We start from the raw sequence: 14,577 nt of genomic DNA, 5'->3' as shown, positions 1-14,577 counted from the left end.
GCGGCCGGTCAGGAGACCGCGGGGCCCGCGGTGCCCGGAGCGCCCTGGCTGCCGTTGTCCTCGCTCGGCATGTCGCGGGCGACGAAGGTCTCCACGTCGAACAGGTTGCCGTTGGCGCGGTCCACGACGTTCAGGAGGGTCGACATCGTGGCGACCTCCTCCACCTGCTCCTGGATGAACCACTGGAGGAACTGCTCTCCGGTGTAGTCGTCCTCGTCGCGGGCGACCCTGGCCAGACGCTGGAAGTTGTCGGTCACCTCACGCTCCTGGCGCAGAGCCAGGGCGACCAGGTCGCGGGCCACGGCGAAATCGGTCTCGATCTCGTCCACGCCGGGAAGGGCGAAGGTGACGTCGTTGTCGAGCAGGTACCGCACGATCATCATCGCGTGGTCGCGCTCCTCCAGGGACTGCTCGTAGAAGACCCTGGCCAGCTGGGGCAGGTCCTGGTCGTCGAACCAGGCGGCGATCGCCACGTACTGGTGCGAGGCGGTGAACTCGTGCCGCACCTGGTCGATGAGGAGACGGTGGAACTTGGAATGGCTGCTATCGCCGGTCTTGTTCGAAGTCATGCCACCACGATAACCCATTCAAAAGCGTTTTACGAAACCCCTTCGAGTGGTGTCCCAATGAATTAGGCAAGCCTTTCTTCCGCCAAATTAGGTAAGGTGTCCCAAACTTAGGTGACGCTTATTCGCGCGTACTCGGAGTGGTGGGGGCGCGGGGGCCGGGGAGCGGGGTTCGCGCCGGTCGCGCGGGTGTGGTGTCCATCATCCGGACTCCGCCACCCACGGATTGGGCCGAGCCCCCTAGACTGGGACCGTGATCAGTCGAATCGACCTCCGAGGCTCCCAGGACGACCCGCGCGACGCCCTTCCGCGCGCCGAAATCGATGTGGCGGACGCCACCGAGCGCGTGCGGCCGCTCTGCGAGGACGTCCGCCATCGCGGGACCGAGGCACTGGTCGAACTCACCGAACGCTTCGACGGCGTGCGGCTCACCGACGTCCGCGTCCCCAAGGACGCCATCGACGCCGCCCTGGTCGACCTCGACCCCGCCGTGCGCGCCGCGCTGGAGGAGTCCATCCGCCGCGCCCGCAAGGTGCACCGCGCGCAGCGCCGCCAGGACCACACCACCCAGGTCGTCCCCGGCGGCACCGTCACCGAGAAGTGGATCCCGGTCAACCGCGTCGGCCTCTACGTGCCGGGCGGCCGCGCCGTCTACCCGTCCAGCGTCATCATGAACGTCGTCCCCGCCCAGGAGGCCGGCGTGTCCTCCCTCGCGGTGACCTCGCCGCCGCAGAAGGACTTCGGCGGGCTGCCCCACCCGACCATCCTCGCCGCCTGCGCGCTGCTCGGCGTCGACGAGGTGTACGCGGTCGGAGGCGCCCAGGCCGTCGCGATGTTCGCCTACGGCACCGACGACTGCGAGCGCGCCGACATGGTCACCGGACCCGGCAACATCTGGGTCGCCGCCGCCAAGCGCCTCCTCAAGGGCGTCATCGGCATCGACGCCGAGGCCGGGCCCACCGAGATCGCGATCCTCGCCGACTCCACCGCCAACCCCGACTACGTCGCGGCCGACCTCATCAGCCAGGCCGAGCACGACGTCGTCGCCGCCTCCGTGCTGGTGACCCCGGACGAGGCCCTGGCCGAGGCGGTCACCGAACGCCTCGCCGCGCGCGTCGCCACCACCAAGCACGGCGAACGCGTCCGCGAGGCCCTGTCCGGCCCGCAGTCCGGCATCGTCCTGGTGGACGACCTCGAACAGGGGCTGGCCGTCGTCGACGCCTACGCGGCCGAACACCTGCAGATCATGACCGCCGACGCCCCGGCCCGGGCGGCGCGCGTGCGCAACGCCGGAGCCATCTTCGTCGGTGACCACTCCCCGGTCTCCCTCGGTGACTACGCCGCGGGCTCCAACCACGTGCTGCCCACCGGCGGCTGCGCCTGCCACAGCGGCGGCCTGAGCGTGCAGACCTTCCTGCGCGGGGTGCACGTCGTCGAGTACGACCGCGACGCGCTGGCCGACGTCGCCCATCACGTCATCACCCTGTCCCAGGCCGAGGACCTGCCCGCGCACGGCGAGGCCGTGGCCGCGCGCACCGAGGAGGGGAACACGCCCTGACCCGGGGGTGTTCCAGCAGTTCCGGGGAGGTGCCGGGGGTGACCGCCCCCGGCGGCGCCCGAACAACGGCCGAAGCGAACCGGAGGCCGTCAGACGCCCGCCCCGGCGGGGCGACCGGACACGGGGACCCGTGTGACCACGGCGGTCACAGCGGCCCCGGTGGCCCGTCCCGCCATAACCGACCACGAGTGTGAACCCAGTGAGCTTCACCCTGAACGACCTGCCGCTCCGCGACGACCTGCGCGGACACGCGCCCTACGGCGCACCCCAGCTGGACGTGCCGGTGGTCCTCAACACCAACGAGAACCCCCACGCGCCCTCCCCGCGTCTGGCGAAGGCCCTGGCCGAGGCGGTGGCGGACACCGCGCTGGGGCTCAACAGGTATCCCGACCGGGACGCGGTCCGCCTGCGCGAGGGACTGGCCGCCTACCTCGGCCACGGCCTGACCGCCGCCAACATCTGGGCGGCCAACGGCTCCAACGAGGTCCTCCAACAGCTGCTCCAGGCCTTCGGCGGCCCCGGGCGCACGGCGATGGGCTTCGAGCCCTCCTACTCCATGCACCCGATCATCTCCCGGGGGACCGGGACGAACTGGGTGCCGGTCCCGCGCGACGCCGACTTCCGGATCGACATGGACGCGGCCCTGGCCGCCATCGAGGAGCACCAGCCCAGCGTCGTCTTCCTCACCTCGCCCAACAACCCCACCGGTACCGCCCTGGAGATCGTCGACATCGAGCGCGTCGTCCGGGCCGCCCCCGGTGTCGTGGTCGTCGACGAGGCCTACGCCGAGTTCCGCCGCGAGGACACGCCCAGCGCCCTGTCCCTGCTGCCGGACCACCCCCGGGTGATCGTCTCGCGCACCATGTCCAAGGCCTTCGCCCTGGCCGGGGCGCGCGTGGGCTACCTCGCGGCGCACCCCGCCGTGGTGGACGCCCTCCAGCTGGTCCGCCTGCCCTACCACCTGTCCGCCGTCACCCAGACGGTGGCCGTCACCGCCCTGGAGCACGCCGAGGAGCTCCTCGGCGCCGTCGCGGACCTGCGCGCCGAACGCGACGCCCTCGTCGTCTGGCTCCGGGAACAGGGGTTCTCCGTGGCCGACTCCGACGCGAACTTCGTCCTGTTCGGTGAGTTCGAGGACCGGAACCGGGTCTGGCGGGACCTGCTCGACCAGGACGTCCTCATCCGAGAGACCGGCCCCGACGGCTGGCTGCGCGTCACCGTCGGCACCAGCGAGGAGATGGCCGCCTTCCGCGCGGCACTCCTGAAGGTCACCGGCCGGTAGCCGCGCCGGGCCCGCCCGGCACCACCGCACCGCACCACCACCACAGCACCACCAAGGATCAGGCACCATGAGCCGCATCGGGCGCGTCGAACGCGCAACCAAGGAAACCAAGGTCATGGTCGAGGTCGACCTGGACGGCACCGGCGTCGCCGACGTCTCCACCGGGGTCGGCTTCTTCGACCACATGCTCGACCAGCTCGCCAAGCACGGGCTCTTCGATCTCACCGTGCGCACCGAGGGCGACCTGCACATCGACTCGCACCACACCATGGAGGACACCGCCCTCGCCCTGGGCGCCGCCTTCAGCGAGGCCCTCGGTGACCGCGCGGGCATCCGCCGCTTCGCCGACGCCAAGGTGCCCCTCGACGAGGCCCTGGCCGAGGTCACCGTCGACGTCTCCGGCCGTCCCTACCTCGTGCACACCGAGCCCGAGGGCATGGCGCCGATCATCGGCCGCGACTACGACACGACCATGACCCGCCACATCTTCGAGTCGTTCGTGGCCCAGGCCCGTGTGGCCCTGCACGTCCACGTGCCCTACGGCCGCAACGCCCACCACATCGTGGAGGCGCAGTTCAAGGCGTTCGCCCGCGCGCTGCGCACGGCCACCGAGAACGACCCGCGCGTGGACTGGGTGCCCTCCACCAAGGGCGTCCTGTAGATGGACACCGACCTCTGGGGCCTGTTCCTGCTCGTCCTGGGCGGCTTCCTCGCCGGCGGCGTGTACGCGCTGTGGGGGAGGAACCGCCTCATCGCCGGAGCCCTGGCCGGATGCGTCGCCCTCGCCGTGGTCTCCGGCGTGCTACGGCTGGGCTACTTCTAGTCAGCCCGCTCCCAGGGCCGCTCACCTCACCAACGGAAGGGCACACACTCGAATGTCACGTGTGGTCGTCTTCGACTACGGGTCGGGCAACCTCCGCTCGGCCCAGCGCGCCATGGAGCGCACCGGTGCCGACGTCACCGTCACCTCCGACCCGCACGCCGCGCTCGACGCGGACGGGCTGGTCGTTCCCGGGGTGGGTGCCTTCAGCGCCTGCATGGCCAGCCTCAGGGCGGCCGGGGGAGACCGGATCATCGGTCGCCGCGTGGCCGGGGGCCGCCCCGTCCTGGGGATCTGCGTGGGCATGCAGGTCCTCTTCGACCGGGGCGTCGAACAGGCCGACGTCCACGCCGAGGACCGCGCCACCGAGGGCTGCGGCGAGTGGCCGGGCACGGTCGAACGCCTCAGGGCGCCCGTCGTCCCCCATATGGGCTGGAACACCGTCACCCCGCCCGAGGACACGCGCCTGTTCGCGGGCGTGGGCCCCGAGGAGCGCTTCTACTTCGTGCACTCCTACGCGGTCCGCCGCTGGGAGTTCGTCAGCCACAGCGACCGCATCCGCGGTCCCGGGGTGACCTGGTCCGAACACGGCGAGCCCTTCGTGGCGGCCGTGGAGAACGGTCCGCTCAGCGCGACCCAGTTCCACCCGGAGAAGTCCGGTGACGCCGGAGCCCGCGTCCTGGCCAACTGGGTCGGCACACTGTGACCGCCGTGTCTCCTTGGGCCCCCGCTTCGCTCCGGCCCGGGTTCGGCGCCTTCGCAGAGGGATGTGGGTCAAGGCAACACGGCATCGTCGTCCACGCCTGACGCTCGTTCCTCGCCAGCGGCTTGACCCGTCTTGCACTGTGTTGCTTGAACCCGGACTCTCCGGCGCCGAACAGAACACCCCCCTGCCCAGCGCAACCCACATGACCCCGAACCGAACCGAGCACGAGAAGGCACCATGACCGGCGAACACACCCCGTCGACCCCCGTACTCGAACTGCTGCCCGCCGTGGACGTGTCGGGCGGGCAGGCCGTCCAGCTCGTCCAGGGCAGGGCCGGCTCCGGCGGCCAGTACGGCGACCCCTTCGAGGCCGCCCGCGCCTGGCGTGACGCCGGGGCCGAGTGGATCCACCTGGTGGACCTGGACGCGGCCTTCGGCCGGGGCCACAACCGCGACCTGCTGCGCGACATCGTCGACCGCCTGGACGTGAAGGTCGAGATGTCCGGCGGCATCCGCGACGACGAGTCCCTGACCGCCGCCCTGGCCACGGGCTGCACGCGCGTGAACATCGGCACCGCCGCCCTGGAGAACCCGGAGTGGTGCGCCCGGATCATCGGGGAACACGGCGACCGGATCGCGATCGGCCTGGACGTGCGCGGCACGACCCTCGCCGCCCGGGGCTGGACCCGCGACGGCGGCGACCTGCTGCAGACCCTCGAACGCCTGGAGTCCGAGGGCTGCGCCCGTTACGTGGTCACCGACGTCAACAAGGACGGCACCCTCAAGGGCCCCAACCTGGACCTGCTGCGCACCGTGTGCGAGCGCACCGACAAGCCGGTGGTCGCCAGCGGCGGCGTGTCCAGCCTCGCCGACCTGGAGGCGATCTCCTCCCTGGTCCCGCTGGGAGTGGAGGGCGCCATCATGGGCACCGCCCTGTACGAGGGCGCCTTCACCCTGGAGGACGCCCTGACCACGGTGCGGGGTGCGGATCGGTGAGCCTGGCCATCCGAGTCATCCCGTGCCTGGACGTCGACGCCGGGCGCGTGGTCAAGGGCGTCAACTTCGAGAACCTGCGCGACGCCGGTGACCCGGTGGAGCTCGCGGGCACCTACGACGCCGGGGGCGCGGACGAGCTGACCTTCCTGGACGTCACCGCCTCCAGCGGCAACCGCGAGACCACCTTCGACGTGGTGCGCCGCACCGCCGACCAGGTGTTCATCCCGCTCACCGTCGGGGGAGGGGTCCGCACCACCGAGGACGTGGACCGGCTGCTGCGCGCCGGTGCCGACAAGGTGGGGGTGAACACCGCCGCGATCGCCCGTCCGGAGCTGATCGGGGAGATCGCCGAGCGGTTCGGCCGCCAGGTCCTGGTGCTCTCCGCCGACGTGCGCCGGGTGCGTGAGGGCGGCCGTCCCACACCCAGCGGGTTCGAGGTCACCACGCACGGCGGCCGGGAGAGCGCGGGTCTCGACGCGCTGGAGTGGTGCGAGCGCGCCGCCGAGCTGGGCGCCGGGGAGATCCTGCTCAACTCCATGGACGCCGACGGCACCCGGGCCGGGTTCGACCTGGAGCTGATCCGCGCGGTGCGCGCGAGGGTGGACGTCCCGCTGATCGCCTCGGGCGGTGCGGGCGCGGTGGAGCACTTCGTCCCGGCGGTGGCGGCGGGCGCGGACGCGGTGCTGGCCGCGACCGTCTTCCACTTCGGGGAGTTCACCATCTCCGACGTCAAGCGGAGCCTGCGTGAGGCCGGATATCCGGTCCGGTAGGAGGAAAGCGGTCACGACACGCCGCCATGACTGACAGCAGGCCCCGAGCGAACTCGCTCGGGGCCTGTGACCTGCACAACCATGTCAATGATTACTGTCAGTAATCAAAGCGTGTCATGGCGTTGACCAAGCTGTGATCCGTGTGAGCATGAGCGCGTCTTACCAGCCACGACAGGGAGATAGTCGCCCATCATGTCCAAGCACGTCTTCACCGGCCTTGCTCGCCGGTTCGCCTCCCTCGCCACCGCCGGAGCCATCGCGATCGGCGGAATGGCCCTCATGGCGCCGACCGCCGCGGCCGACGACTTCGAGCGCACTCCGGACGAGGTCATCCAGCTGATCCAGGCCCAGGTCTGGCCGAACTACTCGCTCCAGAACCCCGGCCCCAGCGTCGACATCCTGGCCGCGCAGTACTTCCTGAACCACCTCGGCTACATCACCGACAACCCGAGCGAGACGTTCACGCGTGGGTTCGACCGCACGCTCCGCGACTTCGAGAACCGTGAGGGCATCGACGTCAACGGCGTCCTGGAGTCGCAGAGCTGGATCAAGATCCGGAACGAGCTGTTCCCGAGCCAGGCCGACGGCTTCCAGCGCGACGACCGCGGCTACGGCGTCCGCGCCGTGCAGGTGCTGCTCAACGAGAAGGACAACGCCGGGCTGACCGTCAACGGCCACTACAACTCCGCCACGGAGCGGGCCGTCCGCAACTTCCAGCGCAAGAAGTGCATCGGCGTCGACGGCGTCTACGGCTGGCTGACCTACAAGGCCAGCATCACCGGGGTCGACAGCTGCTCCAACAGGGCTCAGGCCCCGGGCGAGGAGGCCGCCGAGCAGGCTCCGGCCGAGGGCGCCGCCGAGCAGGCTCCCGCGGAGCAGGCCCCGAGCGAGGAAGCCGCTGAGCAGGCTCCCACGGAGCAGGTGCGTCCGGCCGGTCAGGGCCGTCCCGCGGAGCAGGTGCGTCCCGCCGGTCAGGGCCGTCCTGCCGAGCAGGCCCCGGCCCAGGACGCTCCCGTGGAGGAGGGCGACCAGGCCCGTGAGCTGGAGGCGGTGCGCGGCTCCTAGCCCGCACCCGCACCACCTGACGTAACGAAGGTCGGGTCCGGAACGCCACCCGCGGCGTACCGGGCCCGACGCGTGTGTACGCCCCGGGACCTCCGGGAAGTTCCCGTTGTACGGAATAGCACGGATGTGTCCCGCGCTGAAACAATCCGGTGGCGGCTGTCGGTGCCGCTGGATAGGTTGGCCCAAACACGCGACCCGTGCCCGTCGGCATGCCCGGGAACGGACGGAACGCGGGCCGGGCGGTCGGAGCGAGCCGGTCAAGAAGAGGAAGCGGGGGCGTATGGCGCAGGGCACCACGACGGCGAACCAGGCGACACGGGAGGCGGACCCGCCCGGCGAACCCACCGCCGAGAGCGCCGACACCACCAGCCCCGACCAGGCCACCGACCCCCACAAGGGCGTCTTCGCCCGGGGGATGCGCGTGCTGGGCGTCGCCGCCCGCACCGAACCGTGGATCTTCCTCGCCGCCGTCGCCGGGGCCATGCTGCACGCGGGTGTGTCCGTGGGCTCCGCCTCCGTGCTGGGACACCTCACCGACAACACCATCCTCCCCGCCTTCTCCGCCGGGGAGACCACGGCGGCCGCGCTCGTCGCCGCCGCAGCCCTGCTCATGGCGGTCGGACTCGGCAAGGCCGTGGGGCTCGCCCTGCGCCGCCTGCTCGCCGGGCTCATGCAGTACCGCATGCAGGCCCGCTACCGCCGCGCCGTCGCCCGCAAGTACCTCGAACTCCCGCTCTCCTGGCACCACCGCCACCCCACCGGCCAGCTCCTGTCCAACGCCAACGCCGACGTCGAAGCCGCCTGGCAGCCCCTCGCACCACTCCCCATGGCAGTCGGCAGCGTGTTCATGCTGGTCATCGCCTCCGTCGCGATGATCGTCACCGACCCGGTCCTCGCCCTGGTCGCCTTCGTGGTCTTCCCGATCCTGGCCGCCGCCAACGTCGTCTTCCAGCGCCGCGTCTCCCCGATGGCCTCCCGGGCCCAGGCCCTGCGCGCCGAGGTCAGCGGGGTCGCCCACGAGTCCTTCGACGGCGCCCTCGTCGTCAAGACCCTCGGCCGCGAGGACACCGAGACCGAACGCTTCACCCGGTCCGCCCACCGCCTGCGCGACGCCCTCATCCAGGTCGGCCGCATGCGCTCCATCTTCGACCCCTTCACCGAGGCCCTGCCCAACTTCGGTGTGCTCGCCGTGCTCCTCCTCGGTATGTGGCGCCTGTCCACCGGCGCCATCGAACCCGGCGAGCTCGTCCAGATCGCCTTCCTCTTCACGCTCCTCGCCCTGCCCATCCGCTCCTTCGGATGGATCCTCGGTGACCTGCCCCGCAGCGTCGTCGGCTGGGACCGCGTCCAGTCCGTGCTCAACTCCGACGGCGCCATGGAACACGGCGACCAGACCCTGGAGACCACCGAGCGCGGCCTCGCGCTCAGCGTCCGCGACGTCACCTTCTCCTACGCGGACGCCTACGAAGCCGACACCGACGCCGACGGCGGGGGCCGCGACCTCCTGGACCACACCGTCACCGGGGCCCGCACCACCGTGCTCAACGGCGTCGACCTCGACATCGCCCCCGGGCGCACCGTCGCCCTCGTCGGGCCCACCGGGTCGGGCAAGTCCACCCTCACCACCGTCCTCATGCGCCTGGTCGACCCCGAGTCCGGCGCCGTCCGCTACGACGGCGTCGACGTGCGCGACCTCGCCCGGGGCCAGATCCCGCGCCACGCGGCCCTCGTGCCCCAGGGCACCTTCGTGTTCGAGGACTCCGTCCGCGACAACGTCTCCCTGGGCGCGGCCGGTGTCGACGACGAACAGATCTGGGCCGCGCTCCGTCTGGCACGCGCCGACGGGTTCATCGCGGAACTCGACGGCGGCCTCGACGCCCGCCTCGGGGAGAAGGGCACCACGCTGTCCGGCGGCCAGCGCCAGCGCCTCGCCCTGGCCCGCGCCATCGTCCGCCGCCCCCGCCTGCTGATCATGGACGACGCCACCTCGGCCGTGGACCCGCAGGTCGAGGCGCAGATCCTGGCCGGACTCCGTGAACGCGACGACGCCGCCACCGTGGTCGTCGTGGCCTACCGCAGGGCCACCATCGAGCTCGCGGACGAGGTCCTCTACATGGAGGGAGGCCGCGTCCTGGCGCGCGGCACCCACTCCGAGCTTCTGGTGACCTCCAGCGGTTACAACAGGCTCGTCACCGCCTACGAGCGCGCCTCGGCCGAGAACGAGAGCGAGCGCGCCCCCATACCGGAGGAGCCCGGACCCGCGGAACCGCACCTGCCCACCGGAGGACACGCCACCGACGCCGCCGAGGAGACCAGCCGATGAGCGCACCGACCCAGCCCCGTACCGACGACAGGTCGGAACAGGCGGAGGCGGGGGCGGGGCGCCCCGAACGCGACCCCGTCCTCTCCCTGCACCGGAACCAGGACTCCGCGCTCGGCACCATCCGGCGCGGCCTCCAGCTGTCCCCTGAGTTCGCCCGGGGTCTGTGGCTCACACTGCTCTTCGCCCTGGTCGCCACCGCGGGCAAGGTGATCGTCCCCGTCGCCGTCCAGCAGATCATCGACAACGGGCTCACCGGGGAGGGCGGCCCCGACCTCGGCTTCGTGACCCGTATGGTGACGGTCTGCGCCGGGCTGCTCGTGGTCACCATGTTCTGCTCGTACCTGATGAACCTGCGCCTGTACCGGGCCACCGAGTCCGGGCTGGCCACCCTGCGCCGCAAGGCCTTCCGCCACGTCCACGACCTGTCCGTGCTCACCCAGAACAGCGAGCGCAAGGGCGCCCTGGTCTCCCGGGTCACCGGCGACGTCGACCAGATCAGCACCTTCATGCAGTGGGGCGGTCTGCTCCTGCTGGTCAGCGTCGGCCAGCTCCTGGTCGCCACCACCCTCATGGCGGTCTACTCCTGGCAGCTGACCCTCGTGGTGTGGATCTGCTTCCTGCCGCTGCTGTTCGGGGTCCGCTGGCTCCAGAAGCTGCTGTCCAAGGCCTACCTCACGGTCCGCGAGCGCACCGGCGACATGCTCGGCGCCATCGGCGAGACCGTGATGGGCGCCGCCGTCATCCGCGCCCACGGAACCGAGGAGCGCACCGCCGGACGCATCGACACCACGGTGCTGGCCACCCGGCACGCCCAGGTCAGGGCGCAGCGGCTGTCCATGGCCGTCTCGCCCTTCGCGGAGATCATCGCCGCCCTCGGCAACGTCGCCGTGGTCCTGGTCGGCGTCTGGCTGGGCGTCGGGGGAGACCTCACCGCGGGTCAGCTCATCGCCTTCCTCTTCCTCATGACGCTGTTCATCCAGCCCATGATGATGGCCACGGAGATCTTCAACGAGGCCCAGAACGCCATCGCGGGCTGGCGGCGCGTCCTCGGGGTGCTGGACACGGTCCCCGACATCGCGGACCCCGGCGAGGCCGGGCGCGTGCTGCCGCGCGGGCCGGTCCGGGTCGGGTTCGACCGGGTCACCTACTCCTACCCCGAGGGCCCCGTCGTCCTGGACGACGTGGACGTCGAGATCACCCCGGGCACCAGGGTCGCGGTCGTCGGAGAGACCGGGTCCGGGAAGACCACCTTCGTCAAGCTCCTCACCCGCCTCATGGACCCCGCGTCCGGCACCGTCCGCCTGGACGGGGCGGACCTGCGCGAGGTCTCCTTCTCCTCACTGCGGAGCCGCGTCGTCATGGTCCCCCAGGAGGGGTTCCTGTTCGACAGCTCCCTGGGCGACAACATCCGCTTCGCCCGCCCCGAGAGCACCGACGCCGAGCTGGAGGCGGCCATCACCGAGCTCGGCCTGGCGGACTGGCTGGGCAGCCTCGCGCACGGCCTGGACACCCCGGTGGGCCAACGCGGGGAGTCCCTGTCAGCGGGGGAGCGCCAGCTCGTGGCCCTTGTGCGCGCCTACATCGCGGACCCGGACCTCCTCGTCCTGGACGAGGCCACCTCGGCTGTGGACCCGCACACCGAGGTCCGCATCCAGCGGGCCCTGGACCGGCTGACCCGGGGCCGCACGTCCGTCGCCATCGCCCACCGCCTGTCCACGGCCGAGGCCGCCGACCGGGTCCTGGTGTTCGACGGCGGCCGCATCGTCCAGAGCGGATCCCACGACGAACTGGTGGACCGGCCCGGCGTGTACGCGGACCTCTACGCCTCCTGGGTCCGCTCCTCCGCCTGACGCTCCCGACCCCTCCACCAGTGGGCCGCCAGCAGCTCCGCGACCAGCGGTTCGGTCAGCAGGCTCACGTCGGGGTCGCCGTCACCCGGGTAGCGCACGCTCAGCGCCACCCCCGGAACGCGCTCGCGTCCGGGGGTGGCTCCCACCGCCACGAACGAACCGCGCAGCTGCCCGAGGTGCTCCGCGAAACGCTGGTCGTAGGCGGAACCCGCGAACAGCAGGGCCCGGTAGTCCGACACCGCCGCCAGGTACCGGTCCGAGTGCGACCACTCACCGGTCTCCGCGGCGTGCGCCACCCGGATCGGCCCCCTGCGCAGCACCCGGACCCCCTGCTCGGCGGAGGCCAACCGCTCGGCGGGGGCCACCAGCCGCACCCCGTCGGGGGAGTCCAGGACCCGCGCCGCCTCGGGCACCCACTCCGGAGCGCCCTCCAACAGCACCCGCGAAGCGTTGGCGACCCGCTGGAGCAGCCCCGGGAAGTTGGCGCTGCCGCCCGTCGCCGGCGCCCCCAGCCGGTGCCCCAGCAACAGCAGCAACGCCAGGGCGTGCTGGTAGGCGCGGCACCCCAGCCCGGACCGCTCCTCGCCCGCCCGCAGCGGCACCAGCAGGTCCGCGTACCGACCCACCACCGCGTCCTCGTCCGGCGCCAGCACGATCACCGGTGAACGCCCCACGTACCGGTCGAGCGCCGAGTGCAGCTCCCGCTGGCCGTCGCCCAGACTCACCGCCACCACGAGCGTCTCCGGCCCGGCGGGCGGCTCCTCGACCGAGGAGGAGAAGTCGGCGTGCGCGGCCACGCCCCCGCGCCGCAGCCGCGCCGCCGCCACCTCGCACGCGCGCCGCGCCGGACCCAGCGCGAGGAACCGCACCGACCCGGGTTCGTCCCCCAACAGCGCGGGCAGCGCGGCGTAGGGGTCCCAGCGAGGGAAGCGCTGGGCGAGCTCGGTCAACGCGGCGGGTTTCCCCGCCAGGTCGGCGGACAGGTGCTCGGCGGTCACGGGAGCTCCCAAGCTGGCAGAACCGTCGGAACGGCGACGTCACGGACGCACGCACTCTAATCCCCCCACCCGCGCCCGGGGGGATCGAGGGGAGTGACCGGCGTCAACCCGCACCCGGTGGGCAGAGCGCGGACGGCGGCCATAACCTGGAGGCATGAGCGCCACCAACCTCGATCCGGACATCGCCGCACGCCTGAAGCGCACCGCGGACGGCCTGGTCCCCGCCGTCGTGCAGCAGCACGACACCGGGGAGGTCCTCATGCTGGCCTGGATGGACGACGAGGCCCTGCACCGCACCCTCACCACCCGCGACGCCACCTACTGGTCGCGCAGCCGGGGCGAGTACTGGGTCAAGGGCGCCACCTCCGGAAACACCCAGCGCGTGGTCTCCGTCGCACTCGACTGCGACGGCGACACCCTCCTGGTCCGCGTCGACCAGACCGGAGCCGCCTGCCACACCGGGGACCGCACCTGCTTCGACGCCGGGCAGCTGCTGTGACCCGCGCCACCGCCCGCGCCCGGCGCGAGTACGGCGTGGCCACGCTCGCCCTGGCCGCCGGGGCCGCGCTCATGCTGGCCGCCTCCGGGCGCGTGTGGGTCACCGGCGAGCTCGCCTCGCCCGGACCGGTCGCCGCCGTCCCCGTGGACCTCACCGGAGGTGACCTCACCGGGGCCCTGCGCGGCCTGGGCTGGGCCGGGCTCGCCGGGATCGTGGGCCTGTACGCGGCCCGCTCCTGGGCCCGTCGCGTCGTGGCGCTGCTCATCGCGGCCTGCGGTGTGTTCGCACTCACCTCCCTGTGGTCGGCCACCCGCCCCGGCGTCCTGGCCGACGCCGTCACCCGGCTGGCCTCCGACACCGGGGGCGCCGCGCAGAGCGCCGGAGCGCCGGAGATCCACGCCCTCGGCCCCGTGATGGGCGCGGCCGGGGCGGTCCTGCTGGTCCTGAGCGGCCTGGTCTCGGTAGCGCGTGCCCCTGCCTGGCCCGGCATGGGAAACCGGTACGATCGGGACGCCGCACCGCGTCCGCGCCAGGCGGAGACACCAGCCGACCTGTGGAAATCGCTGGACGCCGGTGACGACCCCACTCTTGGCGCCCCGGAGTCCGGCGGGTCCGCCGGAACCGAACCGGCGGCCCGCACCGAAGCCGGTGGCGACACCGAACCCGCACCGCTGGCCGAGTCGCCAGCCCAACCCAAGGAGAGCCCCTGATGGCCGACGCCCACCACGAAGAGCACGACGACCACGGCAACACCGTGTCCGCCTGGTTCCTCACCGTCTCCTGGATCGTCGCCTGGACCGTGGCCGCCGTCGCCATCATCTTCGGCGGCGCCCTGATCACCTGGACCGTCATCGCCCTGGTCGCCAGCATCGCCCTGGCCGCCGTCGCCGGTGTCATGAAGAAGGTCGGCCTGGGCCGCAAGGAGCCCCGCCCGGTCCCGCCGACGCGCGAGGAGTGGGAGGCCGGCCGCGAGGCCGCCGTCACCGCTCAGTAGTCCCCTCCGTCCGGAGCGTCCGTGGCCCACCGCGCGTGGGCCACGGAAATGGACGGGTGCCTCCGGGGCGGGTACATTCACCTCACCGGCTCCGCCGCCGACCCGCAGGTCGAGCGGGTTCCGGTCTCCCCCTCGCCCCTCGGCCGACAC

At 72.2% G+C, this 14,577-nt stretch carries 15 protein-coding genes; 13 read left to right on the top strand and 2 right to left on the bottom strand.

Going from position 1 to position 14,577, the window contains the following annotated elements; all coding sequences use genetic code 11:
* Positions 1 to 8 precede the first annotated feature (8 nt).
* Entirely contained in the window at positions 9 to 569 is a 561-nt protein-coding gene (locus AC0VYM_RS20170) for a ferritin (protein ID WP_475454486.1), read from the bottom strand.
* Between the two features lie 250 nt (positions 570 to 819).
* Here AC0VYM_RS20170 and hisD point away from each other — a divergent pair, with 250 nt between their 5' ends.
* From hisD to AC0VYM_RS20120, 10 genes are all read left to right on the top strand, one after another.
* Entirely contained in the window at positions 820 to 2,124 is a 1,305-nt protein-coding gene (gene hisD / locus AC0VYM_RS20165) for a histidinol dehydrogenase (protein ID WP_475454484.1), read from the top strand.
* 199 nt (positions 2,125 to 2,323) lie between these two features.
* Positions 2,324 to 3,406 (top strand): histidinol-phosphate transaminase, encoded by a 1,083-nt coding sequence (locus AC0VYM_RS20160; protein WP_475454482.1) that lies wholly within the window; start codon positions 2,324 to 2,326, stop codon positions 3,404 to 3,406.
* 67 nt (positions 3,407 to 3,473) lie between these two features.
* The gene (hisB, locus tag AC0VYM_RS20155; protein WP_475454480.1) at positions 3,474 to 4,067 is read left to right on the top strand and encodes an imidazoleglycerol-phosphate dehydratase HisB; all 594 of its coding nucleotides are present in this window, start codon (positions 3,474 to 3,476) and stop codon (positions 4,065 to 4,067) included.
* Complete coding sequence (locus AC0VYM_RS20150) at positions 4,068 to 4,229, top strand: hypothetical protein (protein WP_475454478.1); 162 nt, start codon at positions 4,068 to 4,070, stop codon at positions 4,227 to 4,229.
* A 52-nt stretch (positions 4,230 to 4,281) separates the two neighbouring features.
* Positions 4,282 to 4,932, top strand: a complete 651-nt coding sequence (gene hisH, locus AC0VYM_RS20145) for an imidazole glycerol phosphate synthase subunit HisH (protein WP_475454476.1) — start codon at positions 4,282 to 4,284, stop codon at positions 4,930 to 4,932.
* A 237-nt stretch (positions 4,933 to 5,169) separates the two neighbouring features.
* On the top strand, positions 5,170 to 5,928 hold the full coding sequence (gene priA / locus AC0VYM_RS20140; protein ID WP_475454474.1) for a bifunctional 1-(5-phosphoribosyl)-5-((5-phosphoribosylamino)methylideneamino)imidazole-4-carboxamide isomerase/phosphoribosylanthranilate isomerase PriA: 759 nt from the start codon (positions 5,170 to 5,172) through the stop codon (positions 5,926 to 5,928).
* Positions 5,925 to 6,698 carry an imidazole glycerol phosphate synthase subunit HisF gene (gene hisF, locus AC0VYM_RS20135; protein WP_475454472.1) on the top strand — a complete coding sequence of 258 codons (774 nt, stop codon included), beginning with the start codon at positions 5,925 to 5,927 and terminating at the stop codon, positions 6,696 to 6,698. The genes priA and hisF overlap by 4 nt, the downstream gene beginning before the upstream one ends.
* Before the next feature lie 192 nt (positions 6,699 to 6,890).
* The gene (locus AC0VYM_RS20130) at positions 6,891 to 7,763 is read left to right on the top strand and encodes a peptidoglycan-binding domain-containing protein (RefSeq protein WP_475454470.1); all 873 of its coding nucleotides are present in this window, start codon (positions 6,891 to 6,893) and stop codon (positions 7,761 to 7,763) included.
* A gap of 280 nt (positions 7,764 to 8,043) precedes the next feature.
* Positions 8,044 to 10,086: an ABC transporter ATP-binding protein gene (locus tag AC0VYM_RS20125; protein ID WP_475454468.1), complete on the top strand. Its 2,043-nt coding sequence runs from the start codon at positions 8,044 to 8,046 to the stop codon at positions 10,084 to 10,086.
* Positions 10,083 to 11,936: an ABC transporter ATP-binding protein gene (locus AC0VYM_RS20120; RefSeq protein WP_475454466.1), complete on the top strand. Its 1,854-nt coding sequence runs from the start codon at positions 10,083 to 10,085 to the stop codon at positions 11,934 to 11,936. Before AC0VYM_RS20125 ends, AC0VYM_RS20120 begins: the two co-directional genes overlap by 4 nt.
* On the opposite strand, the gene AC0VYM_RS20115 is transcribed toward AC0VYM_RS20120, so the two are convergent.
* A complete protein-coding gene (locus AC0VYM_RS20115) occupies positions 11,906 to 12,934 on the bottom strand; it encodes a sugar isomerase (protein WP_475454464.1) in 1,029 nt (342 codons plus the stop codon). The two genes, AC0VYM_RS20120 and AC0VYM_RS20115, sit on opposite strands and share 31 nt — an antisense overlap.
* A gap of 154 nt (positions 12,935 to 13,088) precedes the next feature.
* Here AC0VYM_RS20115 and hisI point away from each other — a divergent pair, with 154 nt between their 5' ends.
* From hisI to AC0VYM_RS20100, 3 genes are read left to right on the top strand one after another with little or no spacing between them, the layout of a single operon-like run.
* On the top strand, positions 13,089 to 13,433 hold the full coding sequence (gene hisI / locus AC0VYM_RS20110) for a phosphoribosyl-AMP cyclohydrolase (RefSeq protein ID WP_475454462.1): 345 nt from the start codon (positions 13,089 to 13,091) through the stop codon (positions 13,431 to 13,433).
* Positions 13,430 to 14,143, top strand: coding sequence for a Trp biosynthesis-associated membrane protein (locus tag AC0VYM_RS20105; protein WP_475454460.1), 714 nt, complete (start codon positions 13,430 to 13,432; stop codon positions 14,141 to 14,143). The genes hisI and AC0VYM_RS20105 overlap by 4 nt, the downstream gene beginning before the upstream one ends.
* Positions 14,143 to 14,427, top strand: a complete 285-nt coding sequence (locus AC0VYM_RS20100) for an HGxxPAAW family protein (RefSeq protein ID WP_475454458.1) — start codon at positions 14,143 to 14,145, stop codon at positions 14,425 to 14,427. The genes AC0VYM_RS20105 and AC0VYM_RS20100 overlap by 1 nt, the downstream gene beginning before the upstream one ends.
* Positions 14,428 to 14,577 lie beyond the last annotated feature (150 nt).

The sequence above is a fragment of the Nocardiopsis sp. iso_237 genome (assembly GCF_056173345.1).
This window is presented reverse-complemented; position numbering and strand designations above follow the sequence as displayed.